General features: G+C 69.5%; 31 protein-coding genes and 1 riboswitch. Of the genes, 16 read left to right on the forward strand and 15 right to left on the reverse strand.

Going from position 1 to position 26,211, the window contains the following annotated elements:
- Nucleotides 1-70: 70 nt before the first annotated feature.
- Nucleotides 71-439 carry a nuclear transport factor 2 family protein gene (locus EV648_RS19850; RefSeq protein WP_241995387.1) on the reverse strand — a complete coding sequence of 123 codons (369 nt, stop codon included), beginning with the start codon at nt 437-439 and terminating at the stop codon, nt 71-73.
- Between the two features lie 185 nt (nt 440-624).
- Between EV648_RS19850 and EV648_RS19855 the strand changes: the two genes are divergently transcribed.
- Both EV648_RS19855 and EV648_RS19860 read left to right on the forward strand, forming a co-directional pair.
- The gene (locus EV648_RS19855; protein WP_132293575.1) at nt 625-1,062 is read left to right on the forward strand and encodes a hypothetical protein; all 438 of its coding nucleotides are present in this window, start codon (nt 625-627) and stop codon (nt 1,060-1,062) included.
- Between the two features lie 119 nt (nt 1,063-1,181).
- Complete coding sequence (locus EV648_RS19860; protein WP_132293578.1) at nt 1,182-1,850, forward strand: TetR family transcriptional regulator; 669 nt, start codon at nt 1,182-1,184, stop codon at nt 1,848-1,850.
- A gap of 23 nt (nt 1,851-1,873) precedes the next feature.
- Here EV648_RS19860 and EV648_RS19865 read toward each other — a convergent pair whose 3' ends face one another.
- Entirely contained in the window at nt 1,874-2,389 is a 516-nt protein-coding gene (locus tag EV648_RS19865) for a DinB family protein (protein WP_241995388.1), read from the reverse strand.
- Nucleotides 2,390-2,478: 89 nt separating this feature from the next.
- Here EV648_RS19865 and EV648_RS19870 point away from each other — a divergent pair, with 89 nt between their 5' ends.
- The 3 genes from EV648_RS19870 to EV648_RS19880 all read left to right on the forward strand — a co-directional run bounded on the left by EV648_RS19870 (nt 2,479) and on the right by EV648_RS19880 (nt 5,783).
- Nucleotides 2,479-2,916: a hypothetical protein gene (locus tag EV648_RS19870; RefSeq protein WP_132293584.1), complete on the forward strand. Its 438-nt coding sequence runs from the start codon at nt 2,479-2,481 to the stop codon at nt 2,914-2,916.
- Nucleotides 2,913-3,446 (forward strand): alpha/beta fold hydrolase, encoded by a 534-nt coding sequence (locus EV648_RS19875; protein WP_132293587.1) that lies wholly within the window; start codon nt 2,913-2,915, stop codon nt 3,444-3,446. The genes EV648_RS19870 and EV648_RS19875 overlap by 4 nt, the downstream gene beginning before the upstream one ends.
- A gap of 441 nt (nt 3,447-3,887) precedes the next feature.
- On the forward strand, nt 3,888-5,783 hold the full coding sequence (locus tag EV648_RS19880) for a DEAD/DEAH box helicase (RefSeq protein WP_241995389.1): 1,896 nt from the start codon (nt 3,888-3,890) through the stop codon (nt 5,781-5,783).
- Between the two features lie 74 nt (nt 5,784-5,857).
- Here the strand turns inward: EV648_RS19880 and EV648_RS19885 are convergent, their stop codons facing one another.
- Nucleotides 5,858-6,421, reverse strand: coding sequence for an ABATE domain-containing protein (locus EV648_RS19885; RefSeq protein WP_199234707.1), 564 nt, complete (start codon nt 6,419-6,421; stop codon nt 5,858-5,860).
- Nucleotides 6,422-6,546: 125 nt separating this feature from the next.
- Between EV648_RS19885 and EV648_RS19890 the strand changes: the two genes are divergently transcribed.
- The 3 genes from EV648_RS19890 to EV648_RS19900 all read left to right on the forward strand — a co-directional run bounded on the left by EV648_RS19890 (nt 6,547) and on the right by EV648_RS19900 (nt 9,350).
- Complete coding sequence (locus tag EV648_RS19890; RefSeq protein WP_132293593.1) at nt 6,547-7,455, forward strand: phosphotriesterase; 909 nt, start codon at nt 6,547-6,549, stop codon at nt 7,453-7,455.
- 57 nt (nt 7,456-7,512) lie between these two features.
- The gene (locus EV648_RS19895) at nt 7,513-7,881 is read left to right on the forward strand and encodes a DUF1304 domain-containing protein (RefSeq protein ID WP_132293596.1); all 369 of its coding nucleotides are present in this window, start codon (nt 7,513-7,515) and stop codon (nt 7,879-7,881) included.
- Nucleotides 7,882-7,955: 74 nt separating this feature from the next.
- Nucleotides 7,956-9,350 (forward strand): MFS transporter, encoded by a 1,395-nt coding sequence (locus EV648_RS19900; RefSeq protein ID WP_132293598.1) that lies wholly within the window; start codon nt 7,956-7,958, stop codon nt 9,348-9,350.
- Nucleotides 9,351-9,354: 4 nt separating this feature from the next.
- Here the strand turns inward: EV648_RS19900 and EV648_RS19905 are convergent, their stop codons facing one another.
- Nucleotides 9,355-9,993: a LysE family translocator gene (locus EV648_RS19905; protein ID WP_132293601.1), complete on the reverse strand. Its 639-nt coding sequence runs from the start codon at nt 9,991-9,993 to the stop codon at nt 9,355-9,357.
- A 147-nt stretch (nt 9,994-10,140) separates the two neighbouring features.
- Nucleotides 10,141-10,205, forward strand: a riboswitch (cobalamin riboswitch).
- 53 nt (nt 10,206-10,258) lie between these two features.
- Between EV648_RS19905 and EV648_RS19910 the strand changes: the two genes are divergently transcribed.
- Genes EV648_RS19910 through EV648_RS19920 form a run of 3 tightly spaced genes read left to right on the forward strand, consistent with a single transcriptional unit; the run spans nt 10,259 to nt 11,829 of the window.
- Complete coding sequence (locus EV648_RS19910; RefSeq protein WP_132293604.1) at nt 10,259-10,462, forward strand: CbtB-domain containing protein; 204 nt, start codon at nt 10,259-10,261, stop codon at nt 10,460-10,462.
- 36 nt (nt 10,463-10,498) lie between these two features.
- Nucleotides 10,499-11,266 (forward strand): CbtA family protein, encoded by a 768-nt coding sequence (locus EV648_RS19915; RefSeq protein ID WP_132293607.1) that lies wholly within the window; start codon nt 10,499-10,501, stop codon nt 11,264-11,266.
- The gene (locus EV648_RS19920) at nt 11,263-11,829 is read left to right on the forward strand and encodes a histidine phosphatase family protein (RefSeq protein ID WP_132293610.1); all 567 of its coding nucleotides are present in this window, start codon (nt 11,263-11,265) and stop codon (nt 11,827-11,829) included. Before EV648_RS19915 ends, EV648_RS19920 begins: the two co-directional genes overlap by 4 nt.
- On the opposite strand, the gene EV648_RS19925 is transcribed toward EV648_RS19920, so the two are convergent.
- From EV648_RS19925 to EV648_RS19960, 8 genes are all read right to left on the reverse strand, one after another.
- Nucleotides 11,830-13,341: an ABC transporter substrate-binding protein gene (locus tag EV648_RS19925; protein ID WP_132293613.1), complete on the reverse strand. Its 1,512-nt coding sequence runs from the start codon at nt 13,339-13,341 to the stop codon at nt 11,830-11,832.
- Nucleotides 13,342-13,406: 65 nt separating this feature from the next.
- Complete coding sequence (locus EV648_RS19930; RefSeq protein ID WP_132293616.1) at nt 13,407-14,213, reverse strand: endonuclease/exonuclease/phosphatase family protein; 807 nt, start codon at nt 14,211-14,213, stop codon at nt 13,407-13,409.
- Nucleotides 14,210-14,863: a histidine phosphatase family protein gene (locus EV648_RS19935; RefSeq protein WP_132293619.1), complete on the reverse strand. Its 654-nt coding sequence runs from the start codon at nt 14,861-14,863 to the stop codon at nt 14,210-14,212. Before EV648_RS19935 ends, EV648_RS19930 begins: the two co-directional genes overlap by 4 nt.
- Nucleotides 14,863-15,873: an ABC transporter ATP-binding protein gene (locus EV648_RS19940; RefSeq protein ID WP_132293622.1), complete on the reverse strand. Its 1,011-nt coding sequence runs from the start codon at nt 15,871-15,873 to the stop codon at nt 14,863-14,865. The genes EV648_RS19935 and EV648_RS19940 overlap by 1 nt, the downstream gene beginning before the upstream one ends.
- Nucleotides 15,863-16,864: an ABC transporter ATP-binding protein gene (locus tag EV648_RS19945; protein ID WP_132293625.1), complete on the reverse strand. Its 1,002-nt coding sequence runs from the start codon at nt 16,862-16,864 to the stop codon at nt 15,863-15,865. Before EV648_RS19945 ends, EV648_RS19940 begins: the two co-directional genes overlap by 11 nt.
- Nucleotides 16,864-17,760, reverse strand: coding sequence for an ABC transporter permease (locus tag EV648_RS19950; RefSeq protein WP_132293628.1), 897 nt, complete (start codon nt 17,758-17,760; stop codon nt 16,864-16,866). Before EV648_RS19950 ends, EV648_RS19945 begins: the two co-directional genes overlap by 1 nt.
- 1 nt (nt 17,761) lies before the next feature.
- Nucleotides 17,762-18,688 carry a nickel ABC transporter permease gene (nikB, locus tag EV648_RS19955; RefSeq protein ID WP_132293631.1) on the reverse strand — a complete coding sequence of 309 codons (927 nt, stop codon included), beginning with the start codon at nt 18,686-18,688 and terminating at the stop codon, nt 17,762-17,764.
- Complete coding sequence (locus EV648_RS19960) at nt 18,688-19,446, reverse strand: helix-turn-helix domain-containing protein (protein WP_132293634.1); 759 nt, start codon at nt 19,444-19,446, stop codon at nt 18,688-18,690. The genes nikB and EV648_RS19960 overlap by 1 nt, the downstream gene beginning before the upstream one ends.
- Before the next feature lie 183 nt (nt 19,447-19,629).
- On the opposite strand from EV648_RS19960, the gene EV648_RS19965 reads away from it, so the two are divergent.
- The 5 genes from EV648_RS19965 (at nt 19,630) to EV648_RS19985 (ending at nt 23,763) form a co-directional block, all read left to right on the forward strand.
- Nucleotides 19,630-20,571 (forward strand): DUF6772 family protein, encoded by a 942-nt coding sequence (locus EV648_RS19965; RefSeq protein WP_132293637.1) that lies wholly within the window; start codon nt 19,630-19,632, stop codon nt 20,569-20,571.
- Nucleotides 20,572-20,576: 5 nt separating this feature from the next.
- Nucleotides 20,577-20,894 (forward strand): hypothetical protein, encoded by a 318-nt coding sequence (locus tag EV648_RS19970; protein ID WP_132293640.1) that lies wholly within the window; start codon nt 20,577-20,579, stop codon nt 20,892-20,894.
- A 55-nt stretch (nt 20,895-20,949) separates the two neighbouring features.
- Entirely contained in the window at nt 20,950-21,990 is a 1,041-nt protein-coding gene (locus EV648_RS19975; protein ID WP_132293643.1) for a LacI family DNA-binding transcriptional regulator, read from the forward strand.
- 103 nt (nt 21,991-22,093) lie between these two features.
- Nucleotides 22,094-23,377, forward strand: coding sequence for an alpha/beta hydrolase (locus EV648_RS19980; RefSeq protein WP_132293646.1), 1,284 nt, complete (start codon nt 22,094-22,096; stop codon nt 23,375-23,377).
- Nucleotides 23,374-23,763, forward strand: coding sequence for a hypothetical protein (locus tag EV648_RS19985; RefSeq protein WP_132293649.1), 390 nt, complete (start codon nt 23,374-23,376; stop codon nt 23,761-23,763). The genes EV648_RS19980 and EV648_RS19985 overlap by 4 nt, the downstream gene beginning before the upstream one ends.
- A gap of 392 nt (nt 23,764-24,155) precedes the next feature.
- Here the strand turns inward: EV648_RS19985 and EV648_RS19990 are convergent, their stop codons facing one another.
- From EV648_RS19990 to EV648_RS20000, 3 genes are read right to left on the reverse strand one after another with little or no spacing between them, the layout of a single operon-like run.
- Nucleotides 24,156-24,557 carry a VOC family protein gene (locus EV648_RS19990; RefSeq protein ID WP_132293652.1) on the reverse strand — a complete coding sequence of 134 codons (402 nt, stop codon included), beginning with the start codon at nt 24,555-24,557 and terminating at the stop codon, nt 24,156-24,158.
- A 43-nt stretch (nt 24,558-24,600) separates the two neighbouring features.
- The gene (locus EV648_RS19995) at nt 24,601-25,452 is read right to left on the reverse strand and encodes a fumarylacetoacetate hydrolase family protein (protein ID WP_132293655.1); all 852 of its coding nucleotides are present in this window, start codon (nt 25,450-25,452) and stop codon (nt 24,601-24,603) included.
- An 8-nt stretch (nt 25,453-25,460) separates the two neighbouring features.
- Entirely contained in the window at nt 25,461-26,168 is a 708-nt protein-coding gene (locus tag EV648_RS20000; protein ID WP_132293658.1) for a GntR family transcriptional regulator, read from the reverse strand.
- Nucleotides 26,169-26,211 lie beyond the last annotated feature (43 nt).

Raw genomic sequence — 26,211 nt, forward strand, 5'->3', positions numbered from 1 at the left:
TGGGCTGAGCCCTTCCCGCGGACCGGTGGCACCCTGGGCGCCTGACGCCGATCCTACGCCCGCGCCCGGCTCAGGTCTTCTCCATCCACCACTCGGTGAACTCGTGCGCGCGCCCGTCCCGGTCCAGCCGGATCAGCCACAGGTTGCTGAACTCGCTCGGCGGGTCCGTCAGGTACGTCGTCCAGCCGCGGACGAAGCCGACCCCGTCGCCGAAGCCGAGCACCTGGTAGTCGAAGGTCGTCTCCCCGGGCGCGTCCGCGACCTCGAGCCAGGCGTCCACGATCGCGTCCCGGCCGAGCACCGGCTCCTCGTCCGGCCGGCGGTAGAAGGCGGCGTCCTCGGTCCACAGCGCGGCGATGTCCGCCGGATCGTTCGTCTCCCAGGCAAGCCGGTACCGCGCGATCCACCGCTCCAGCACCTTCTCCCGCATCCCTCGCATCACTGCATCCTGCCGCCCCACGAGCACAACCTCACGCGGGCACGCGGGCAGGGCACGCAGATCAACGCCGCGGAGGAGAGGAGACGCAGGTCACCAAGAGCAGGTGTTGAACGTGTTCAAAAGTTGGGTCTACGCTCAGAGCATTGAAGAGTTGAACGTGTTCAAATGGTGAGGATGAGGCGACGATGACGATGACGGTGACGACGTACCTGCTCTATCTGCTGATCGCGGTACCGCTGACGATCTGGGTGGCGCGGACGCTGAGCCGGAACGGGCGGATCTTCCTGGTCGACGTGTTCCACGGCAACGCGGACTTCGCGGACGCGGTGAACCGGCTGCTGGTGGCCGGCTTCTACCTGGTCAACCTGGGGTTCGTGACGCTGTTCCTGCGAACCGGCGACACGGTGGCCGACGCGCGCGGGCTGATCGAGGCGCTGAGCGTCAAGGTCGGCATCGTGATGGTGGTGCTGGGGGTGCTGCACCTGGTGAACGTGTGGGTCTTCAACGCGATCCGCCGCCGCAGCCGGATCGAGGAGATGACCGCGCCGCCGGTCCCGCCGAACGGGTTCGCCGGCGACCGCCCGTTGACCGGCACCCAACAGCCGACGCCTTCCGGCTACTGACCGATCATGCAGCAGTCAGTAGTCCCGTACGACGCGCAGTGTGGCCCCTGCAGGCGGTTCAAGGAGCGGCTGGCGGCTCAGGTCTGGGTGGAGAACGACGGGTGATTACTCTGACTGACGTGACGGACAGTGCGACCGCCAAGGGTGAGCAGACGCGTGAGTTGATCCTGTCGACCGCCCTGCGGTTGTTCCGCGAGCAGGGCTACGGCAAGACCACGATGCGCGCGATCGCCGCGGAGGCTGGCGTCTCGGTCGGCAACGCGTACTACTACTACAGCTCCAAAGAACACCTCATGCAGGCGTACTACGACCACCTGCAGGTGCAACACCGCGAGGCCGTGGCCGGCATCCTGGCCGGGGAGAAGTCCTTCACCAAACGGCTCACCGGAGTACTGGAGAGCTGGCTGGAGGTGTCGGCGCCGTACCACGAGTTCGCCGGCACCTTCTTCAAGACGGCGGCCGAGCCGAAGAGTCCGCTGTCGCCGTTCAGCGAGCAGTCGCGGCCGGCCCGGGAGGCGAGTGTCGAGATCTTCCGTCAGGTGGTGGACGGATCCGACCTGAAGCTCCCGGCCGATCTCCGGGCCGAACTTCCCGAGCTGCTCTGGCTGATGCAGATGGGCATCGTGCTGTTCTGGGTGCACGACGACAGCGAGGGGCTGCGCCGGACCCGGACCCTGATCGTCAGCACGGTTCCCCTGGTCGACCGGCTGCTCCGCCTGACCCGCATCCCCGGCGTCAAAGGCGTCGTCAACGACCTGGTCGGCGTCATCCGCAAGATCAAGGCCTAGGGCCTGGGCTGCGGCCTGCGGGGCTATTCGCCGGTCAGGCCGTCGACCCGTTCGCGGAGCAGGTCGGCGTGGCCGTTGTGGCGGGCGTATTCCTCGACCATGTGGAGGTAGAGCCAACGCAGCGAGTACTCCGCATCGCCCCGCGGTCGCTTGAACGTGTGGTCGAGGGAGTAGGCCGCGGCGAGTTCGTCCGACGCTCGGATCGTTGCCTTCAGATCGGCGAGATCCTGCTCCGCCTGGGCGGGATCGACCAGGTCGAAGTCGCCGTCCGGATGCTCGTCGGTCCACAGCTCCAGCCGCAGCGGCCGCCCGGCGAGGCACACCTGGAACCAGTACCGCTCGACCTCGGCGAGATGCCGGATCAACCCCAGCAGGCTCATCGTCGACGGCTCGGTGCTCGCCCGGACGAGCTGCTCGCCGGTCAACCCCGAGGTCTTCCACAACAGCGTGCCCCGGTGAAAGTCCACAAATCCCTGCAGCAACTCACGCTCCCCACCCACATTGGGCGGATCCGTGCGGAAGACGTCGGCTGTGCTCACGGCCTGAACCGTACCTGCTGATCCTCCGCTTGACATCAGCTGTCAAGTACTTGACGATCTATGTCAAGCAGACGCGAGGGCGGTGGCAGATGGACGAGTTGACCCGGCAGTTGGTGGGGATCATCGAGCGCAGGCTGCTCGACCCGTTGGAGATCCTGGTCGACTCCGACCTCGCCGGCCTCCGGCGGAAAGCCGAAGCCGCGGCTGGATCCTTCGCCGCCCGGCTGCTCGGTCCCGACGACCGGGACGCGGCCTGGGCTGCCGCGACCTTGATCGGCGCGCTGTATCCGGGCGACACTGCGTTCGACCCGCCCGCCGACTGGTGGCGTACTCCGCTGGGCCGCGCCGTGCTGCGTCGGGTCGGCCATCCCAGCGCGACGGCGGTCCCGTACGCACTGGCCGGAGCGATGCTCGGTATCACCCGCCAGGGAGTTCACGACTTGGTTGTCAGAGGCAAGCTTTCCCGCGACCCCGACGGCGGGGTCACGGTGTCATCGGTCCGCGAACGAGAGTTGGGACGATCATGATCGCCAGCTACGAGTACGGCGGGGCCGGCCCGCGGGTGCTCCTCCTGCATGGCGGCGGCGGGAACGCGGATCAGTGGCAGGAGTTCGCGAAACACCTCGACGGCTTCAGTCTGACGGCGGTCGACCTGCCCGGCCATGGGGGATCCAGTGACAGTTCCTGGCGATGGGACGAGGTGCTGGACGAGCTCGAAACCCTCGATCTCGGGAACCCGTTCGTGGTCGGGCATTCGCTCGGCGGGATGCTCGCCGTGCGCTGGGGCAAGCGCCACCCGGAATGCCCTGGTCTGGTGAATCTGGACGGCAACGGCTGGCCCTCGACGTACCCGGGGCAGGTGGACGTCGAGCCCGCGCGCGAGAAGCTGAACGAGGTGTTCAAGGCGCAAGCGGAGGCGATGGCGGCGCCGTTGACGCCGGAGGTCGAGGAGATGCTCGTCACTCAGCAGCCGCACCTCCGGCGGAATCTCGTCCGCAGAAACGGACAGACCTTCCTCCGCCGGAGCGCCCGGCCCTCGACGTCATCCGCGAACTGATCGCCGCCGAACGCACGACCGACCTGTACGACGGTCTGAGCTGCCCGGCGCTCGCCGTCGTCGCCACCAGGCTGTTCCCCGCCCAGGAACCCTTCGCCGACCTGTTCCGGGCCCAGCAGCGCGGCGTCGTCGAGGACCTGTGGGGCCGGGAAGAGCGGGACCCACGTGGTTGCCGGGTGGTCGAGTTCGACGGGTCGCACGGGATGCTCTTCGAGGACCCGGCCGGAGTGGCGGCGCTGGTTCGGGAGTTCCTGACGGCGCACTGAGTTTGGATACTCTCCGCAGATGGTCCTGGGGTGACGTACACTATCTGTGACGGCCCGCCCAGTTCTGCCTCGGGCCGATTCAGTGCACACGCTGCGCTAGCAGTCGACCACCACGCGCCGCGGCCCACCTGGCTGCGCCGGGCAGGACGACCCCCCGACTTTCTTGGAGTACTTCATGGCGGCTAGCCGCCCCGGTAACACCACGCCCACTTCCGCCCCCTCTACCTCTCTTCCGCGCGCCCAGGGTGAGGCCCCGGCGCGCCCCCGCCGCCGTCGCCGGACCGGTGCCAGCGGCAACAACCAGAACGGGATCGCCCAGAACGGGAACGCCCAGAACGGGAATGCCCAGAACGGGAACACCCAGATCGGAACCACGCTGAACGCCTCGTCCACCACCGCATCCCCGCAAGGCACCGTCAACGGCTCACGCCGGCCGGCTGGTGACACCACCGCCCCGCAGAGCAAGCGTAGCCCGCGCACCCGCCGCGGCGGCAACCAGCGCGGCGCCGACTCCCGCAGTACCGGCTCCCGCGGCGCCGACCGCGTGGTCGAGACGGTTGTGGAGAGCGACTTGTACGACGAGCTCGACGTGCCGGTGATCGACGACGACATGACGTTCGCCGAGCTCGGCGTCCCGGCCGGACTGGTCAAGGCGCTCGCGTCGACCGGTGTGGTCAAGCCGTTCCCGATTCAGGCGGCGACGCTGCCGGACTCGCTGGCGGGCAAGGACGTGCTCGGTCGCGGCCGGACCGGTTCCGGCAAGACCTACGCGTTCGTGCTGCCGGTGCTCGCCCGGCTCGCGGCCAGCGGCACCAGGCGCCGTCCGAACCAGCCGCGCGCGCTGATCCTGGCGCCGACCCGTGAGCTCGCCACCCAGATCCAGGCGTCGATCACGCCGCTGACGGATGCGCTCGACCTGCGCACGATGACGATCTTCGGCGGCGTCGGCGCCGGCCCGCAGATCAGCGGCCTGCGCCGCGGCGTCGACATCGTCGTCGCCTGCCCCGGACGGCTCGAGGACCACGTCAAGTCCGGGCACGCGAAGCTCGACGCGATCGAGATCACCGTGCTGGACGAGGCCGACCACATGGCCGACCTCGGCTTCCTGCCCGCCGTCCGGCGGATCCTGGAGGCGACCCCGGCGAACGCCCAGCGGCTGCTCTTCTCGGCCACCCTGGACGCCGGCGTCGACGTCCTGGTCAAGCGGTTCATGAAGTCGCCCGTCACGCACAGCGTCGACTCGGCCCAGTCGCCGGTGTCGAAGATGACGCACCACGTGCTGCACGTGCAGTCCGACACCCGGCTGCCGGTGTTGGTCGACCTGACCGCCGCACCGGGCCGCACGCTGGTCTTCACCCGCACGAAGTACGGCGCGAAGTCGCTCACGAAGAAGCTGATCGCACTCGGCGTACCGGCGGTGGAACTGCACGGCAACCTCTCGCAGGGCGCCCGCACCCGGAACCTCGAGGCCTTCTCCGACGGCTCGGCGAAGACGCTGGTGGCGACCGACATCGCTGCCCGCGGCATCCACGTCGACGACATCACGCTGGTCATCCACGCGGATCCGCCGATCGAGCACAAGGCCTACCTGCACCGCTCCGGCCGTACTGCGCGAGCCGGTGCCGAGGGGACCGTCATCACGCTGATGACGGACGACCAGGTCCGCGACGTCCGGGACCTGACCCGCAAGGCCGGCATCTCCGCCAAGGTGACCAAGCTCCGCGTCGGCGACCCGCTGCTCGCGCAGTTGGCGCCGGGCGAGCGCGCCTTCGTCACCCCGCCGGTGAAGTCCGCGGTCCAGTCGGAGTCGGTACGCCGTACCGGTGCCGGCGGATCCTCGGACGGCCGGGGTCGCGGTGGTCGCCGTCGGCGCGCCGCCGGACCGGGCGCGCCGCGTGCGGCCGGCCAAGGTGCTCGCAACGGAGGCGGCCAGGGCGGTAAGTCGCGCGGCAACCCCCGCGGCGGCGCTTCCGCCCCGAAGAGCTACAGCACCACCACGCCGGGCGCGACCAGCCGCCCAGCCGGCGCAGCAGCCTTCTCCGCAGGCACCCGCGCAGGCCGCGGTCGCTAGACACTCGAAGCGACAGAAGGCCGGACTGACCCCAGGGTCGGTCCGGCCTTTCGCTTGTACTGAGGCGGGCCCGGTCAGGAATTCTCTGACTGGGCTCGTCTTGCGCGTAGGGCCCGGACTCGGCCTCGGCTGGCGCAGGCGGGGTTCGGGCACCAGCGGCGGCGGCCGGAGGGGTCGCTGAAGACACCTCGGCAATCGTGCTCGGGGCAGGCGGACAGGAACTCGCGCTCGGGGCCGGTCAGGTGGTCGACGGCCTGGCGAGCGATCCGGCCGAGTGCCTCGGAAGCTGTCTTCGGGCGCTCGCGAGTCAGCCGGTCCGTGAGCGCAAGGCGGATCGGCGCAGGGTGAGCGTGCAGGAACCGGTCGAGAGCGCTGACGTCGGTCGGTTTCGGCTCGTCGCCGTCCACGCTCGCGAGGGCGATCGGGCGCAGGAGTTCGCGCAGTTCCCAGGTCCGCTGGAGGTCTCGGGTCGACAACTTCCGCGTCGGGGTCAGTTCGGCCCCCTCGAACCATTCGGTCAACCGCTCGACCGTCGGGATCCGCTCGACCGGATGCTCGCCGAAGTGCGTCCCACGGGTCGCCAGCAGGTTGAGCCAGGTCGCCCCGAGATCGAACCGCAGCGCCGTCCGGCCGCTCACCGCGCCCTCCAAATCACCGCACCAGCCGCGGGCCATCGACTATTCACGTGGACAGCGTAACGCCCCGGCCGTTACCGTCGTAACGGTTCGGGCGTTACGTCAGAAGAATGGCAGGATGGGGACGGATGAAGGTACGGACGGTGCTGCGGGATGTGGCGCCCGAGGAGCTCGGGGTGACGGACTCGCACGATCACCTGTTCTTCAAGACTGCAGTGCTGCCCGGTCAGGAGTTGGACGACGAAGACGCAGCCCTCGCCGAGGTGCGAGCGTTCGCCGAGGTGGGTGGGCAGGCGATCGTGCAGTGGACTCCGTACGGGCTCGGGCGGCGGGCCGCGATCCTGCCGAAGATCTCCGCTGAGACAGGGATTCACCTCGTGGCGTCGACGGGTTTGCACCGGGCGGAGCACTACCCGGACGGTGTGGTGGAGGCGGTCAGACTGAGGTTGGCGGAGGTGTTCGTCCAGGAGTTGACCGAGGGGATCGGCGATACCGGCGTGAAGGCTGGGCTGATCAAGGTTGCCGGTGGGTTTCATCGCCTAGAGGAGCACGCGCGCACGGTGATGAGTGCGGCGGCCGAGGCGCATCACGCGACCGGTGCGCCGATCGCGATCCACCATGAGTTGGGGACGGCGGCGGATGCGGTGCTGGATCTCCTGGTCGATGAGCTCAACGTCCCACCGGCGAACGTGATCCTCGGACATCTGAACCGATTCCCCGACCACGGATTCCACCTCGAGCTTGCCGCCCGGGGATCGTTCCTCGCCTTCGACGGGCCGTCCCGGGCGAACCACGCGACCGATCCACGGCTGTTCGACTGTCTGGGCGCTCTGGTCGACGCCGGGTACGCCGACCGTCTGCTGCTCGGCGGCGACACGACCACTGCCCGGGCGCGGTTCACCGCGGACGGTCCGGGAATCCCGTTCCTGCTCACCGGACTCAGGCCAAGGTTGATCCGCCACTTCGGCGAAGACTTCGCGACCTCGGTGTTCGTCGCCAATCCCGCCCGCGCCTTCGCGACCGCTTGGCGAACATGAGCTGACGGTATCGGCGACATTCTGTTGCCGGGGGCATCCGGGCGGTACGGTTCGCTGGTGAACACGATCGCGCAGATCTTCGTCGCCCTGGCCGGTGTCTTCCACCTTGCCGTCTTCGCTCTGGAGAGCCTGCTCTTCAAGAAGCCGAGCACCTACCAGCGCTTCCTGATCAAGACCGAGGCCGAGGCGGAGGCAGTCCGGCCCTGGGCGTTCAACCAGGGCTTCTACAACCTGTTCCTCGCGATCGGCGCGATCGGCGGGCTGATCGCCGGTGGCGACAAGGGCCACGCGATCGCGCTGTTCGCCTGCGCCTGCATGGCCGGCGCCGGCATCGTGCTGATCGCGTCGGACCGCCGCATGGCCCGCCCGGCCGCCCTGCAGGCTGTCCCGCCGATCCTGGCCCTGGTCCTCGCCGCGGTCCTCTGACCTACTCCTAATCTCAAGCGCCCTTGAAGTCGAAAAGTTGACTTCAAGAGCACTTGATGTCCGAGGGTCTCTACATGACGACAACCGCTGACCCTTCGACGAGCACCGCGGCACCACCTCGGCCGCGCAGCGTGCTCGCGCCGGAGTACCGGGCACTGACCATCGGGATGGTCGCGCTGATCACCCTGGTCGCGTTCGAGTCCCTCGCGGTCACCACCGCGATGCCGACCGTCGCGCAGTCGCTGGACGGGCTGTCCCTGTACGCGCTCGCGTTCGGCGGCCCGCTCGCGTCGAGCGTCGTCGCGATGGTCGTCTCCGGCACCTGGAGCGACCTGAAGGGCCCGGCCCGGCCGCTCTGGCACGGCACCGCCTGGTTCCTGGCCGGCCTGATCATCGCCGGGATCGCCCCGACGATGGAGGTGCTCGTCGTCGGGCGCATCATCCAGGGCTTCGGCGGCGGCCTCCTCACGGTCGCCCTTTACGTCGTCGTGGGCCACCTCTACCCGGCAGAGCTCCGGCCGCGCATCTTCGCCGCGTTCGCCACCGGCTGGGTGGTCCCGTCCCTGGTCGGCCCTGCGATCGCCGGCCTGATCGTCGAGCACGGGAGCTGGCGGATCGTGTTCCTCGCAGTACCGGCGATGGCCATCCCGGCCGCCCTGGTGATGCGCCCCGGGCTGGCTCGTGCGGACGCCGGTACTCAGGAGCAGGAGCACAGGTCGCTCTGGGACCGGCGAGCTATGTGGGCGATCGCCGCGGCGGTGGGCGTCGGCCTGCTCCACTACGGCGGTCAGCAGCGCGGGATTCTCCAGATCGCCTTGCTCGCCGTCGGTCTGGCCGGGGTGATCGCCTTCTCGCCGAAGTTGTTGCCCAAGGGGACCTTCACGATGTGCACCGGGCTCCCGGCTGTTGTCGCGCTCCGCGGCCTCGTCGCGGCCGCCGGATTCGGAGCCGAGGTGTTCCTCCCGCTGATGCTGACCCGCGAACGTGGACTCTCGCCCTCCTTCGCCGGGCTCGTGCTCACCGTCAGCGCGCTCACCTGGACCACCGCCTCGTGGTACCGGGGCCGGCCGCACCAGCCGTTCTCGCACGAGGTGTTCCTGCAGGCCGGGATGATCTCGATCGTGCTCGGCATCACGGCGGCGACCCTGACGCTGAACCCGCACGTTCCGGTGCTCGTGGGCATCCTCGGGTGGGGGCTCGCCGGTCTCGGGATGGGCACGGTGTTCCCGACCGTCTCGGTGCTGATCCTGGAGTACTCGAGCCGCGAGGAGCAGGGCGCGAACAGCTCCGCGCTGCAGCTCAGTGACGCGCTGGCCACAGCCACGGTGCTCGCGGTCGGCGGCTCGCTGTTCGCCGCGATCGAGCCGCACTCGGCGACCACCGCCTACCTGACCGCCTTCGGGCTCCCCGCCGTACTCGCCCTGCTCGGCGTCTTCGCCGCCCGTCGTACCAAGCAGCAGGTCGGGTAGCGGGCTACTCCCTGGAGCCGGTGACCGCGATGCTGGCGCCGAGTCCGATGATCATCAGCCCGCCGGTGCCACCGACCAGTTCGAGGCGGCGCGGCGAGCGGGCGAACCACTCGCGGGCGGTCCCGGCGACCAGGGCCCACAGGCTGTCGGAGCACAAGGCGATGACGATGAAGATCAGCCCGAGCAGCAGGACCTGCAGCGACGCGGGCGCCGCGTTCTTGTCGACGAACTGCGGTAGGACCGCGGCGAAGAACACCGCTGTCTTCGCGTTCGTCACCCCGACGAGGAACCCCTGGCGCATCGCCCGCCGGGCGTTCCCGGGCTTCACCTCGCCCTGCAACGCCGCGACCAGCGACTTCCGGGTCCGGAACGCGTGTACCCCGAGATAGATCAGGTACGCCGCTCCGGCCAGCTTGACCACGGTCAGGGCGATCGCGCTGGCGGCGATGAGCGCACCTAGCCCGAGCGCGACCGCAACAAGCATCACGGCCGCGCCGACCGTGTTCCCCACCATCGTCAACACCGCCTCGCGCCGCCCGACAGCCAGCGCCCGCCCCACGATGAACAACACACTGGGCCCAGGAACCACGATGATCACGAACGAGGTGATCGCGAACGCGAGCAGATGATGACCGGACGGCATCCCCTCACACTAGGGCCGCCCCGCCCGCAGCCGCAGGTGAATTCCGACACTCGCCAGGCTCCGGCATCTGGACGGGGGCGCGCCGGCGCGTTGACCGTGGGTGAAGCGGGCGGCTACCTTTCCAGGGACAACCTGCGGTGCCATGAGGGAAACCGGTGAGAGACCGGTACGGCCGCGCCACTGTGAGCGAGCTTGCTCGTGAGTCAGGACGCTCGGGCATCAGCAGCCTTTCGAAGGGGACGCGCACTTCCCCAGGAGGTACTCGATGTCTGCACCCACGCCTGCCCGATCGGTCGCCGTACCGGCCATCTCGCCGCGCCTGCTCGCCGTCGCCCTGCTCGCGGTCGGCCTGCTGCTGATGCTCGCCTACCTGGTCGCGTTCGACCAGGGCGCCGTCTCACAGTCGGGTATGTACCTGCACGAGCTGATGCACGACGGGCGCCACCTGCTCGGCGTCCCCTGCCACTGAGTCCTGTCACCGCCTGATCGGAAAGACAGGATCGCCATGCGCACCTTCGGATCTGTTCTGGTGCGCGGACTTCTGGTGGGACTCTTCGCCGGCCTGCTGGCCGGAACCTTCGCGTACGTGATGGGCGAACCGCACATCGACTCCGCGATCGCCATCGAAGAGGCCGCCGGTGCCGCGCACACCCATGACGCGGGCGGTCAAGCCGTCCCGGCCGAGGCCGAGGAGGAGCCCCTCGTCAGCCGCACCGGCCAGCGAGCCGGCCTGTTCCTCGCCACCTCCCTGTACGGCGTGTCGCTCGGCGGCATCTTCGCGGTCGGCTTCGCCCTGTTCCGGCGCCGGCTGCGGACCGGCAGCGACTCGTACGCCGCGCTCGGGGTGGCCGCCGCGGGCTTCGTCGGCATCGTCCTCGTGCCGTTCGTCAAGTACCCGCCGAATCCACCCGCGGTCGGTGATCCGGAAACGATCACCAAGCGGACCGTGACCTACCTACTGACCGTGGTGATCGGCCTGCTCGCGGTCTGGGCCGGGGTCGCCGCCTCGCGCTGGGCCCAGCGGTTCGGCCCGGCGCAGTGGATCCGCCTCGGCGTCGGCGCGGCCGCCTTCCTGGCGACCGTGGTCGTGGCGTACCTGATCCTGCCGTCGATCAACGAGGTTCCGGGGTCGTTCCCCGCTACGCTGCTCTGGCAGTTCCGGCTCGCCTCGCTCGGGACGCAGTCGGTGCTCTGGCTGCTCCTCGGGCTCGGGTTCGCCGCGGTGATCGACCGTCGTACTCCGGTGTCCCAGTCCGAGGTGGTTGCAGCTTGACGAGTCTCACGTTGGTCGCTCATGCCCTGACCCCGGACCTGCGGGGCCTCGTCCTGGGTGGCGCGGCCGCTCCGGACACGTCGAGCGTCAAGGCGGCTCGTGAGCTCAGGATCAACGCGGCCGAGGTGTACTCCGGTCCGGAGCCGGCCGCCGTGCAGACAGCGGAGGCGCTCGGCCTGGTCCCGACGGTGGACCAGGCCCTGCGCGATCGCGAGTACGGCGACTGGACCGGGCGAAGCCTCGAGGAGTTGCTCGCGGCCTCACCCGAGCCCGTCGCCGCGTGGCTCGACCGACCGCATGCCGCGCCACCCGGCGGCGAGAGCGCGAACGACCTGATCACCCGGGTCGCCGACTGGCTGGGCGACCTGGCCCAGCCCGAGACGGAGCGCAGTACGGGGGTCCGGGACGTGGCGGCCGTCGTCCATCCGGCGGTGGTTCGAGCGGCGATCCTGTATGTGCTCGAAGCGCCGGCGGAGTCCCTCCGCCACGTCGACGTCCGGCCGCTGGCCGTGGTGCGGTTCAGCGAGTACGACGGTCGCTGGAGTCTGCTCGCGGGCGGCTGATCAGCCGTCCGAGACGGTCACCTTGGCGAACAGGGGACGGCCGCTCGGGGGCATCACGAAGTTCTGCACCCGGTCGCGGACGGCGCTGTTGCTGGCCAGGTCGGCAGGGAAGATGCCGACCGCGTCGTCCCAGATGATCTTCCCGGCCTGGTCGTAGAGCTTCGACCGCTCGGCCTGGTCGATCGAGGTCCGCGCGTCCAGCAGCAGCTTGTCCAGCGCGGGGTTGCAGTAGCCGTTCCGCTTCGCGGAGCAGACGTAGAGCCGGGCCAGCGTGTAGTCGGCGTCGCCGGTCCCGCTGACGTTGGTCTGCAGGTTCATGTCCCAGTTGAGCTTGCCGAAGTCCTCCAGCCACTGGGCCCGCTCCTTCTCCAGCGGCTGCACCTTGACGCCGATCTTGGCCCAGTCCGAGATCATCGCCTGCGCCAGCGCCCGGATGTTCGGGCCACCTTCCAGGGGCCACTGCATCGAGGTGCTGAACCCGTTCGGCAACCCCGCCTCGGCCAGCAGTTGCTTCGCCTTCGCCGGGTCGTAGGAGTACGGCGACAGCTTGGGCGCGCCGATCACGCCCTGCGCGAGGGGAGCCTGGGCGACGCCGGCGAGGTCGCCGTACAGGTCCTTCACCGTGCCTTCCAGGTTGAGCGCGTGCCACATCGCCTGCCGAACCCGCTTGTCGTTGAACGGCTTGCGGTTGGAGTTGAACCAGTCGAAGAAATAGGTCCAGCTCGGCGTGGTGGCGTAGGTGATGCCCTTGCTGCCGCTGATCTGTGGCACCTGGTCCGGCGGGATCGCGGTCAGCACGTCGATCTCACCGTTCTCCAGCCCGGTGATCCGCCCGGCCACCTCGGGGATCGCGACGAACTCGAGCCGGCTCAGCTTCGGCGCGCCGTCCCAGTACGTCGGGTTGGCGGCCAGGGTGAGCTTCTCGTCCGGCGCGAACTCGGTCACGGTGAACGGCCCGGTGCCGATCGGCTTGCTGAAGAACCCCTCGGTGTTGATCTTGTCCGCCGGGCCGATGAAGAGCAGCGTCAGCGAGCTGAGCAGGGTGCCGAGCGGCTTGCTGGTCTTCACCGTGACGGTCAGGTCGTCCGTCGCCGCGAACGAGGTCACCGTCCCGTACAGCGGGACCAGCGGCCCGTCGAGCTTCTGGTGCCGCTGGTACGACGCGACCACGTCCTTCGCGGTGAACGGGGTGCCGTCGGAGAACTTCACCCCCGAGCGCAGCTTGAACACCCAGGTCGCCGGGTCCGGGTTCTCCCACGAGGTCGCCAGCACCGGCACGATCTTGCCGTCCTCGACCCGTACCAGCGGTTCCATGATCTGCTGGATCGCGGTCTGCACGGCCTCCTCGCCGGCGTACTTGTGCGTGTCCAGCGACACCGGGAACATGGCCGGCGCGTAGCGCAGCACCTGCTCCCCGCTGCCTGGTTCACTCGCGGGCGAACAGGCGATCAGCCCGAGCGCCAGGGCAACCGCGGCCGTGGTGGCCACCAGCAACCTTCGTTTCCTCAACACAGTCGATCTCCTTTGCAGGGCAGGGCAGGGCAGGGCAGGGCATGACCGGCACGGCTAGGGCATGGCTAGGGCATGACCTGAGGCCGCGTGAAGGTGTAGGTGGCGGCCACGGGGTGGTGGTCGGAGGGCGCGCGTCCGGCGTGGAAGAAGTCGACGACCTCGCTGCAGCGCGCCGCGAGCGGACCACGGCTGAAGATCCAGTCGATCGCCTTCGGTGGCGAGGCGAGCGGCGACAGCCTCGTGCCGATCGACCCGGTCGCCACGGTCGGTACGACGGGGTGGGTGACGGGCGAGTGCCGGCCGAGCGCCGTGAAGCTGTCCAGGAAGCTCGCGTTGCCGAGCTCCCACTGCGGCGGGCCGATGTCGTTGATGTCGACTGTGAACAGGCACGGACCGTCGCCCGCCAGGCGTTCCAGCGCCTCGGCGACCGCCCGGGCCTGGGTGACGCGCCGATTGCCGAGATCGGCTCGCTCATCGGGATGACCGGGCCAGGTCAGGTGCGCAGTACTGAACAGAAGGTCGGGCAGCTCGGGGGCGTTGGGGCGGAGGCGGGCCCAGAACAGGGCGGCGTCCGGCGAGAGGATTCCGACGTCCTCGGCGCCGTGCTCGAGCAGTTCGAACAGGTCGCGCCGCCACCACAGGTTGCTCTGCTTCTCCCAACCAGGGAAGGAATCCTCGACCCGGTCGTGTCCAGGCAGTGCCTCGTCGAGCAGCGAGCGAGTGCTGTCCTTCAGTTCCTGGACCGCCAGCAGGTCAGGCGGTCGCGTGGTCAGCAGCGCTCGCAGCGCATCCCGCCGGTCGTCGAGGTAGTAGTCGCCCCACAGGTTGTAGGTCATCGCGACGAAACTGAAGTTGCTCAAGGCAACGGTCATGAGGGCTGCTCCTCGGCGCGCTCGGAGACGGATGAGGTCGGTATGTTGTAGGCGGCCAAGCCGGTCGAGCTGACGGAGCCGCCCTCCACCACGAGCCGGAGTACGGTCACCGAGCAGTTGACCGGCGGATCGAGCGACAGCTGACCGCCCGGCGGAAGGCCGAGGGCTTCCGCGGCGGCGACCCGGATCGGACCGCCGTGGGTCACTACCAGGACTCGGGTCCCGCTCATGGTGGCGCGGGCCGCCTCCCACACCCGGGTCCGGAGTTGGGCGAACGTCTCGCCGCCGCCGCGGGCGACGTCCTCGCCGCGGGCGAACGCCGCGACGACTTCGGGCTCCTCACGCAGGATCTCGGTGAAGGTCCGGCCGCCCCAGGTGCCGACGTCGATCTCCCGCCACCGGCGGTCCAACCGCGCCGGCGGGCACCCGCCCTCGGCGTACGGCTGCAGCGTCTCGGCGACTCGTTGCAGGTCGCTCGCGACCACCTGGTCGAACGACGGGAAGGCGCTGCGCAGGTACTCCGCGGCCTGCTTCGCCTGCTGCCTGCCGAGATCGCTGAGGCCGGTGCCCTGCTGTCCCTGGTACCGGTCCTCCGCATTCCACCAGGACTCGCCATGCCGGAGCAGGACCACCTCGACGTTCCGGCTCATCAGCCGACCACCAGTTCGGTACGGCGCTCGGCGAAGTGGCAGGCGGCCGGATGCAGGCCGAGCCTCGGCTCCAGGGCTGGATCCTCCGTGGCGCAGACGTCCTGCGCCTTCCAGCAGCGGGTGCGGAATCGGCAGCCGGACGGCGGATCCGCAGGAGAGGGCACGTCGCCTCCGATGATGATCGGCGTCCGCGGCGGACGTGCCCAGGGCAACGGATCCGGCACCGCGGACAGCAGGGCCTGGGTGTACGGGTGGACGGGTTCGGCGAAGAGTTCCTGCTGGGAAGCGGTCTCGACGATCCGGCCGAGGTACATCACCGCCACCTGATCGGAGATGTGCCGGACCACGGACAGGTCGTGCGCGATGAAGAGATAGGCCAGGCCGAGGTCCTCGCGCAGCTCCGCGAGCAGGTTGAGCACCTGGGCCTGCACGGAGACGTCGAGCGCCGATACGGCCTCGTCGCAGATCACCAGCTTCGGCCGGAGCGCGAGCGCCCGGGCGATCCCGATCCGTTGCCGCTGGCCACCGGAGAACTGGTGCGGGTACCGCGCGGCGTGGTCCGGGTTCAGCCCGACCCGTTCGAGCAGTTCACGGACCTCCGGCTTGAACCGGTCCCGCGGTACGACGTCAGGGTGGATCTCCCACGCCTCGGTGATGATCTGCTCGACCGTCGCCCGCGGGTTCAGCGACGCGTACGGGTCCTGGAAGATCATCTGCAACTGGCGGCGCACCTGCCGCATCCGGGCCGGGGGCAACGAGGTGAGGTCCTCGCCCTCGAACAGGATGCTGCCGGCCGCGCACTTCTCCAGCCCGACGATCGTGCGGGCCACCGTCGACTTGCCGGAGCCGGACTCGCCGACCAGGCCGAGCGTGCCGCCCGCGGGGATGTCGAAGGACACCCCGGCGACTGCCTGGACGTGCCCGACCGTACGCCGGAGCAGCGCGGAGCGGAGGGGAAACGTGGTGTGCAGGTCGCGCACTTGCAGCAGGGGTGTCGTCTCAGGGGGCATCGGTGAGCACCTTCCCGGCGTGATGGCAGGCGGAGCTGTGCGGTGCGGGTCGTCCCGGAGCGCCGAGCAGGACTGGTTCCTCGTCCGCGCAGCGCTCGGAGGCGAAGGCACAGCGCGGCCGGAACGAACATCCCGAGGGCAGGTCCAGCAGATCCGGCGGCGCACCCTGGATCGGAGTGAGCCGTTCGCGGGGTCCGTCGATCGCAGGCAGGGAACCCATCAGCCCGGCCGTGTACGGATGTGCGCTGTGCTCGTAGACCTCGCGGATCGGACCGGCCTCGACCACGCGCCCGGCGTACATCAGGACGACGCGATCGGCGACGTCGGCCACGACGCCCAGGTCGTGGGTGATCAGGACGAGCGACATCCCTTCCTCGTCCTGCAGCCGGGCCAGCAGGTCCATGATCTGGGCCTGCACGGTGACGTCGAGGGCGGTGGTCGGCTCGTCGGCGATCAGCAGTCGCGGTGACAGGGCGAGGGCCATCGCGATCATCACGCGTTGCCGCATCCCGCCGGAGAACTGGTGCGGGTAGTCGTCGAGCCGCTTCTCGGCGGCCGGGATACCGACCCGGCGCATCAGTTCGAGCGCCTCTGCCCGCGCCTCCTTGCGGGAGGCGCCGCGGTGCTTGCGGAACATCTCGCCGATCTGCGCTCCGACCCGGAACACCGGGTTCAGGGAGCTCAGCGGATCCTGGAACACCATCGCGATCTCCCGGCCGCGCAGTTCCCGCGTCGCGGTGGCGGGCAGCGCCAGCAGGTCGCGGCCGTCGTACTCGATGGAGCCGCCGGTCACCCGGCCCGCCGGCTTCGGGATGATGCCGAGCATCGCCTGCGCGGTGACGCTCTTGCCGCTGCCGGACTCGCCCAGCAACGCGACCGTCTCACCACGCCGTACGTCGAAGGAGGCGCCGTCGACCGCGGTCACCACGCCGGCCGACGTACTGAACTCGACCCGGAGATCCCGGACGGACAACAGAGGTTCGGACGTCATCACAGGCTCCTCAGGCGAGGGTCGTACCGGTCCCGCAGGGCGTCGCCGAGTACGCCGAGGGACACCACCAGGAAGGCCAGCGCGATCCCCGGCACGGTGGAGATCCACCAGGCGTCGGCCAGGTAGTTGCGCCCGTTCGCGATGGTGACGCCCCAGCTCGGCGTACTGGCCGGAGTCCCGAGACCGAGGAAGCTCAGGGACGCCTCGGCCAGGATCACGTGGCCGATCTCGACGGTCGCCACCACGAGCACCGGGGCGATGCAGGCCGGGAGCACGCAGCGACGGATCAGCCGCCACGTCCCCGCACCGAGAGTCCGGGAGGCGTCGACGAACTCCCGCCGCCGGGTGGTCAGCGCCTGGCCGCGAGTGACCCGGGCGAACGTCACCCAGTTGGACACCGCCAGCACGATCACCACATTGACCACGCTGGGTCCGAGCAACGCTGCGATGAAGATGGCCAGCAGGATCGAGGGGAAGGCCAGTTGGATGTCGGCGAGCCGCATCAGCACGCTGTCCAGCCAGCCGCCGAAGTACCCCGCGGCCAGGCCGACGGTGACGCCGATGGTGCCGGCCAGCAGCAGGGTGGCGAGGCCGACGGCGATCGAGATCCTTGCCCCCTGCAACATCTGGGCGAGCAGGTCCTGGCCGACCTGGTCGGTGCCGAGGATCGCGAGTGAGCCGTCGGACAACCGGCTGCCGGGTGGTTTGAGCCGGTCCTGCGTCCGGGTGGCCACCGGGTCGAACCGGACGAGCCAGGGCCCGATCGCGGCAGCGACGACGTACACGATGATCACGGCCAGGCCGAAGCGGATCCTCGCGGAGCCGGCCCGGCCGCGCGTACTGGTGGCGGGCCTCGGTACGGCGGTGGTGGTCAGGTCGAGGTCGGTAGAGGTCATCTCAGTCACCAGCCAGGCGGACGCGGGGGTCCAGGAAGCCGTAGATCAGATCCACGAGCAGGTTGATTCCGACGAAGATGGTGGCCACCAGCAGGATCGACGCCTGGACGACGCCGTAGTCGCGGCGGCCGATCGAGTCGATCAGCAGGCGGCCCACGCCGGGCCAGGCGAACACGGTCTCGACGATCACCGTGCCGCCGAGGAGAGCGCCGAACTGCAGCCCGACCACGGTGACGATCGGGATCAGGGCGTTGCGCAGCGCGTGCGACAGGATCACCGTCGACTCCAGCAGGCCCTTGGCCCGGGCGGTCTGCACGTAGCCCTCGTGCACCACCTCGAGCAGTCCGCTGCGGGTGAGGCGGACCAGGATCGCCAGGAAGGGCAGTGCGAGCGTGATGGTCGGCAGCACCAGGTGCGCCCACGAACCGGAGCCCGAGCTGGGCAGGACCTGCAGCCCGCGGGCGAAGAGGAGGATCATCACGATGCCCAGCCAGAACGACGGAGTGGACTGACCGAGCAGCGAGAACACGGAGATGCCGCGGTCGATCCAGGTGTTCGCCCGCAGCGCCGCCACCACACCGAGCGGGAGGCCGATCAGCAGGGACACCAGCAGCGCCGTGCTGGCCAGCTGGACCGTGGCCGGAACCCGTTGCAGGACAAGGCTCATCGAGTCCGCGTTCAGCCGGAACGACTGCCCGAAGTCGAGCCGGACGACGTTCGAGAGGTAGGTCGCGTACTGCTGGATCAGCGAGTGGTCCAGGCCGAGCTGGGCCCGCAGCGCCGCGACCTGCGCCTGGTCCGCGTCCGGCCCGAGCATGATGTACGCCGGATCGCCGGGCACCAGGCGCAGTACGACGAAGATGATCGTGACCGCGCCCCAGAGCACGAACACCGAGAAGAACAACCGCCGCAGAACATAAGCCGCCATCAGGCGCCCCGACGGTGGGCCAGCTGGGCCGCGGGTGGTGCGCTGAGCTGTCTTGCGCCGCGGGTGAGAGCGGTCAGGACGACGCGGATCTCTTCGATCGCGGTCGCGCCGCCCGCGAGTTCGGCGCCGAGGGACGCCACGCACTGCCCGTCCGCATCACGCACCGGTACTGCGACCATCCGCGGGAGCGAGGCGACCGGCCGGGAGTTGTGGGCGAAGCCGGTCTCCCGGGCGCGGTGCAGGGCCGCGAGGGTGTTGTGCCGGTCGCCGCTGTCGGCCAGGTGGGCGTCGACCTCGCTGGCGGGGAACGCGGACAGGTAGGCCCGGCCCAACGCACTCCGGTGCAGCGACACCGGATCACCGGGCTTCACCGTCGGTCGTAGCTCACTGGAACCTCTGGCCGGACCGGCCACGGCTGCTACCTCGAGCACGGTGCAGCCGACACCGCCCGCGGCAGGACGAGGCCCGGGCCTCGCCAGTACTACGGTCCGCCCGAGCCGGCCGCCCAAACCGGACAGCAGGTCACCCGGGCCGGCCGTAGTACAGGTCGAGCCGCGGAGTCCGCTCAGGCCCTCGGCGGCGCAGTACTGGTGATCGCCGACGCGGTCGACCAGCCCGTGCTCGCAGAACGTGATCAGGATCCGGTGGACCGTGCTCTTGTGCAGCCCGACCGCGACCGCGAGCTCGGTGACGCCGTACGGGCGGTTCTGCCGGTTGAGCTCGGCCAGGACGGTCAGGGCTCGGCTCAGCGACTGCATGGCGGCCTCGATTCGGGCGGAGTCTTGTTACATGAACGTTAACGGGAGCGTTAATGCACCGTAGAAGTGTGTGATTTACGTGTCAATAGGACGCCGTTCCAGTGGGCGCAACAGCCGATTGACGACGAATTCCCGTGAACGTTAACTTCGCTGTCATCCACCCCCGTCACCCTGGAGGCACGCGTGACCACCGATGTCAGAGCCGCGCTGCTGGCCGCCGATCCACGCCTGTCCAAGTTCTCGCCGCTGCCGCGCATCCTGGCGTTCGACGACTTCGACAGCGGGACGCACGGCTGGTGCGAACTGCTCGGCAACTACAACGGCCGGGGCGACCTCGGCACGGTCGACGCGCACATGCGCGACTTCCGCCCGCCGCAGTTGTCGTCCTGCACCTTCTTCGACATCGGCACCCACGGTGCGATGAGCGGCACCTACGCGCTCAAGCTCGCCACCCGGCCGTACAAGGGTCACACCGCGGTGGCGATCCGCCGGCTCACTATGAGCGGCCGCGGCCTGGTCCAGCTCGAGACGTACTTCGCGTTCAAGTCCGAGGCCACCCTGGGCGGCGGTGCGGAGCTCGACACCTTCGGCGACGTCCAGTGGGACGGCAACACGCACCCTTCGGAGGCCCAGTTCGGCGCCTTCACCGTGGCCACCGATCTGTGTGGAGACGGTGGGCTGAGGTACCACACGGTCGCGCGCTACCAGAACACCGACATGGACAACCGGTTCACGCGACAGTGGATCGCGCCGACGGTGCCCGAGCCGACGCCCCGCGAGCACTTCGAGGGCAAGGTGAAGCTGGAGTACGCGGCCGACTTCACCGCGCCGAACCCGGAGGACTGGCAGGCGTTCGGCGAGCCGCAGGAGCTCTGCTACAACGAGGTCCCGACCAAGGTGAACTGGCACTACCTGCGCTGGCTGGTCGATACCGATGCCCGCCGCAACGTTGAGCTCCAGGTGAACGACCGGGTGATGGACATGCGCGACGTCCCGGTCCCGCCGTACGAGGAGCGCTACGAGACGCTGGAGAACCTGCTGAACTTCTACTTCTCGGTCCGGACCCACTCGTCGGTGCGCAACTTCCTCTTCCTCGACTCCGTCCTCATCTCGGTTGATTGGTAGGCATCGTGCGACAGTCCATGACCGCAGTACTGGAACGCGACACCACCTTCGACAAGGACTTCGAGACCGAGCCGTACGAGGTCGCCTGGGCCGGGGAGGCGCGCTGGTTCGTCCAGCTGGTCGGCGGCGACGGCGCGGCCCGCTTCGTCACCCAGGTATCGCCTGACGGCATCACCTGGTGTGACCTCGACGACGCCTCGCACGTCGCGGGGCAGGGCGAGCTGGTGAGCTGGCCGGCGACCGGGTTCGGCAACTGGCTGCGGGTTCGCGCCGTGGTCGAAGGCACGGTCCAGGTCCGCATCCACCTAGCGGTGAAGGCCTAGGGCGTGTCTGACACGCCCTAGTCTTCTCCCACCGTGTAAACGACTGGAGGTCCTGATGGGGGAGGCGCGTCGCCCGACTTTGCGCGACATCGCCGATGCGCTGGGGCTGTCGGTCAACACGGTGTCGCGGGCACTCGGCGACAAGGACAGCGTGAGTTCGCGGACGCGGGCCGCAGTACAGGCCGAGGCGGCGCGGATCGGCTATGTGCCGAACTCGCTCGCCCGGTCGCTGGTGCTCGGGTCCGCGATGACGCTCGGCCTCGTCATCACCAACCCGTCCAACCCGTTCTACGCCCAGCTGATCAGCTCGATCGAGCTCGGCGTCCGCGGCCAGGGGTACTCGCTGCTGCTGCTCGTCACCGACGAGAGTGCGGAGAACGAGCAGCGGGCCACCGAGGCGCTGCTGCGCTCGGCCGTGGACGGCGCGATCGTGGTCCCGGTGCAGGCCGAGTGGGACCACTGGCGCCGGGTCCGCGACTCCGGGATCCCGCTCGTGTTCGTCAACCGCGATGTGCCCGAGCTCGACTGCGACATGGTCGGCGTGGACAACGAGCGAGGTGCGTACGACGCCACCACGCACCTGATCGCCGGCGGGGCGCGGAAGCTGCTGGTGCTGGAGGAGGACCTGCCGATCACGACCACGGCCGACCGGGTGGCGGGGTTCCGGCGGGCCATGAACGATGCCGGGCTGTCCGTTTCCGCCGACACCGTTCGCGCAGTACCGACGAAGCGGTACGACTCCCTGGCGCTGCCGTGGCAGCCCGAGGAGGCGTATCGCTTCGCGGGTGAACTCGTCACCGGCGGGGATCACCCGGACGGCATCGTCACCGGGAACGACTACTTCGCGCTCGGTCTGCTGCGGGTTCTCGCCGAGCAAGGACTCGAAGTACCGCGGGACGTTGCTGTCACGGGGTATGGCGACCATCCGTATGCCGCTTACCTCCAGACACCGCTGACCACAGTCCGCCTCCCGGCCGCCGAGGTCGGTACTACGGCGGTCGACCTGCTGCTCCGCCGGATCCGGGGCGAGAGCGGTGCGCGGCCTCGGAAAACCCTGATCCGGCCCGAACTCGTGGTGCGCGCGTCGTCTTCGTAGGTCACTTTCCGATAGATGGGACTTCCCGTCAGGGGGTTTCCGATGCCACACTGCCGGGAGCCCGGTGTGAGGCCTGGGTGACCGACTGTGACGGGGAGTCGTGATGGCGGAGCTCGAGAAGTTGGTGCGGCGGGTGCGGAGCCTCCCGCCCGAGGCCGCGGCCCGGGAGGCGCGCGCGTTCTTTGACGCGCTGCCGCCGGGCGCCGGCATCGCCCTGGCCGAAGGCCGGCCCGAGCTGGTCGGATCGCTCGACGGTGCACCCGCCGCGCTGCGCTACCGGGCCAACCACCTGCGCCTGCTCGCGGCCCGCAACCGACTGCGGGCAGCGATCGACGCCGGTACTGCGACAGACCACGAGCGGCGGCGTCTTCAGACTGTGGAGGAGCTGCTGACTCCGGTGTCAGGGATCGACGTGGATGCCTCAGGCAACGTTGTGAAGGTTCAGCGGCCGCGGCAGTTCCTGGTGGTCGAGCCCGAAGGGCAGGGGCGGGCGGTCGAGGTGCTCGGCGATCTGGATCGGGCGCGCAACATCGCGATCCTGGTGCCCGGCATGGGCAACAACCTGGAGACCCTGCGCGACCAGGTGGACCGGGCGGATCTGATCCGGCGCGAGGCCGGGCCGGGGACGGCGTCCGTGCTCTGGCTCGGCTACTACTCTCCACAAGGCGTTCGCGACGCGATGAGTAGTGTTCCGGCCCAGGAGGCTGGACCCGGGCTGCGACGCTTCACTGCCGGGCTCGACACCGAGACGTTGCCCACGGCAAAGGTCACGCTGATCGGGCACAGCTACGGTAGCCACGTGGTGGGGCAGGGACTGATCAATGGCGTGCGGGTCGACCGGGTCGTGCTGACCGGCAGCCCCGGCGTCGCGAAGGCAGTGAACGGCGCCGCCCAACTGGTGCCGTCCCAGACCAGGTTGTTCGTCGAACGGGCGCCAGGCGACTACGTCTCCTATACCGAGTGGCACGGCCCGGACCCGGCAACCTACCCGGACGCGACCCGGATGGCGACCAACGAACCGGCCGGCGGCGGGATCACGGTCCAGGGCCACAACGAGTACTACCGGCCGAACAGCGAGGCGCTCCGCAACGTTGGCCGGGTGGTCCGCGGCGACCTCGCACACGTCACCACCACCGACACGAGCCGCTCGGCCGAGACCAAGCTCGCGCTCGGGCTGTCCTGGGGCGAGCCGCTGCACTCCGCTGCCGGCGCGGCGGCCAAGGTGTTCGACGGCATCGCCGCGCTCCGGAAGACCAAGCCGGACCGTGCCGCGGCGTCGACCCCGGTGCCGCAGCAGGGAGCACTCGAGCAAGCCACCCGCCCCGCGACGCACCCGGCCAGAACCGCCGCCGCGCACCCCCGACGGCCGGAAGGACCCCAGCGATGACGCTGACCGAGGCCCGCGACTTCCTCCGAACCGAACTCCTCGCCGTGGCGACGGCCGTAGTACCGGGTCAGAAGGCTGTGGTCACCCACGACCCAGGGCCGATCAACCCAGGCGCCCTCTTCGACGGCTGCGGCCCGGCCACGGTCTGCAGCATCACCGTCGAAACAGGCGAGCCGACCGCGTCCGACCCGGCCTGGGCAGTCGCCGCAGCAGCCGCCGTCCTCCAAAGCCGAGGCTGGCGAGCGGAGGTAGAACCGGTCGAGGAAACCCACCACCGCGTAGCCGCCTCCCGAGACGGCTTCGAAATCACCGTCCACGCCTGGACCACCGACTGGCGCCTAACCTTCACCGGCGAAACGCCGCCGCTCTCTGACTCAGGGGAGTAGAGGTCACCAGGGGTCGTCGACGCCTCGAGAATCGTCCGCAGCCGGCTCGTGTGCCGCAGCCACCGTGGCCAGTGAGCGCCTAGCCGCGACCGGCTCTGTGGACATTGCCTCTGTGCACCCACTGTCCTCATCCTGCCGCTCGACTGACCGGTGATGCGCGCCTGTGGACAACCTGACCGGTCCACAGGGCGCCAACCACCAGCGAACGTCTGATTCACGGCGAACCAGACGGCGGTGCTCCGTGAGCTTCCACAGCTCAGCCCCGGCATGCACGACGTGCTCCGAGAAGCTGGCCGGCTCCAGGCAGGCGACTTGTCGCATCCACCTGGCCCAATCACGGACCCGCCGACCCGCCCCGACCCGCCCCGACCCGCCGATCGTTGTCGTGCCGGTTAGCTGTTTGCCTTGCGCTCTGCGGCGCTTTGTAGGACGCAGAACTCGTTGCCTTCGGGGTCGAGCATTACTACGAAGCCGGCGCCGGGTTTTGCTCCGGGTTCGAGTTTTTCGGGGGTGGTGCGGTCGTCATAGGTGGTGGCGCCGAGCGTGAGCAGCCATTCGACCTCGGCTTCGCGGGGGCCGTCTGGTTCCAGGTCTAGGTGGACGCGGTTCTTGACGGCCTTGCCGTCGGTGTTCTGCCAGAAGAGCAGCGTCATCGAGTCGGTGGTGACGGATGCGGCGGGGTCGCCCGGGAAGTCGTCGTCGGCGAGTTTGCCTTTGAGCACTTTGGCCCAGAAGGTCGCGAGGGTGTACGGGTCGTGGGTGTCGAACGTGACGGTGCGTACGGAGGAGGTCATACGGCAGACAGTGCCGCAGACCGCCTCCGTCCGCTACCGGATTTCAGGCCTTGCCGAGGGTCTGCTTCTGGCGCCCCAGGCCCTGGATCTCGCACTCGACGGTGTCGCCGGGGGACAGGTACGGGAAGCGGCCGGACAGGGCCACGCCCTCCGGGGTGCCGGTGTTGACGATGTCGCCCGGGTCGAGAGTCATGTACTGCGAGAGGTCGCGGACCAGGGCGGCGACCGAGAAGATCATGTCGCGGGTGTTGGAGTCCTGGCGCGGTTCGCCGTTCACCCAGGACTTGAGGTCCAGGTTCTGCGGGTCGTCGACCTCGTCGGCCGGGATCAGCGCGGGGCCCAGCGGGTTGAAGGTCTCGCAGCACTTGCCCTTCGACCACTGGCCGCCGGACACCTCGAGCTGGAAGGCGCGCTCGGAGACGTCGTTGGCGACCGTGTACCCCGCGATGCAGGCCAGCGCCTCCTCGTCGGAGGACAGGTACCGGGCGGTCTTGCCGATCACCACGGCCAGTTCCACCTCCCAGTCGGTCCGGGTCGAGCCCCGCGGCACCAGCACCTCGTCGTACGGGCCGACGACGGTGTTCGGGTGCTTGAAGAAGACGATCGGCTCCTTCGGCGGTTCGGCGCCGGACTCGGCCGCGTGGGCGGCGTAGTTCTGGCCGATGCAGACCACGGCGGCCGGCTTCGCGATCGGCGCGCCGACCCGGAGTCCTTCGGCCGACGCGACCGGCAGGGAGCCGGCGTCGAGGGCGGCCCGAGCCCGGGCGATGCCGTCGGAGGCGAGGAAGGCGCCGTCGATGTCGGCGGTGACGGAGCTCAGGTCATAGACGGTGCCGTCGGTCGAGCGCAGGTACGGGCGCTCCTCACCGACCGCGCCGAGGCGCAGCAGTTCCACAGACTCTCCTAGCTAGACGGAAGTTCCTGGTCGAACACGGGACGCAGCCGCGCCCGCGAGGCTTCGATGTGGGACCGCATCGCGGCGGCCGCCTCGACCGGGTCGGCCTTGCGGACCGCCGCCACGATCGTCTTGTGCTCGCGCAGGGCCTTGGTCGCGATCCCGCCGCCGTAGTACAGCCGGAAGAGATGCAGGTGGCAGTGGGTGCGGGCGAAGGACTGCCGGGCGGTCTCGTTGCCGGCCAGTTCCAGCACCAGGTCGTGGAACCGCTGGTCGTGCGCGGCCATCGCCTTGTAGCTGTCGTAGTCCGGCCGGTCCGGTACGTCGGTGTAGCTGAGCATCTCGTTCTTGAGCCGGGTCAGGTCCTCCGGGGCGGTCCGCTCCGCGGCACGGCCGGCCGCCCAGGGCTCGATGTGCAGCCGGTACTCGAAGAGGTCCTCGAACTCGGCCCGGGTCAGCGTCGACGACACCCGGTAACCGCGCAGCGGCTCCTTGATCACCAGGCCGTCGGACTCCAGCCGGGCCAGGGACTCGCGGATGGGCGTCTGCGAGATGCCCAGTTCCCGGGTCAGCGCGTCGATGTTCAGCCGGGTTCCCGGCGCGACCACGCTGTCCATGATCAGGCCCTTGACCGTCTCGTAGACGTCGTCGCTCAGTACCTGTCGCTGGGGCAGGCGCGTGAGCTGCCCCGCCAGACCCACATGCGCATCAGTCACAGTAGCTCCTCCCGAAGCCTCATTCTGCCCGACCGACCGGCAC

This window comes from Kribbella sp. VKM Ac-2568 (assembly GCF_004345365.1).
GTDB lineage: Bacteria > Actinomycetota > Actinomycetes > Propionibacteriales > Kribbellaceae > Kribbella > Kribbella orskensis.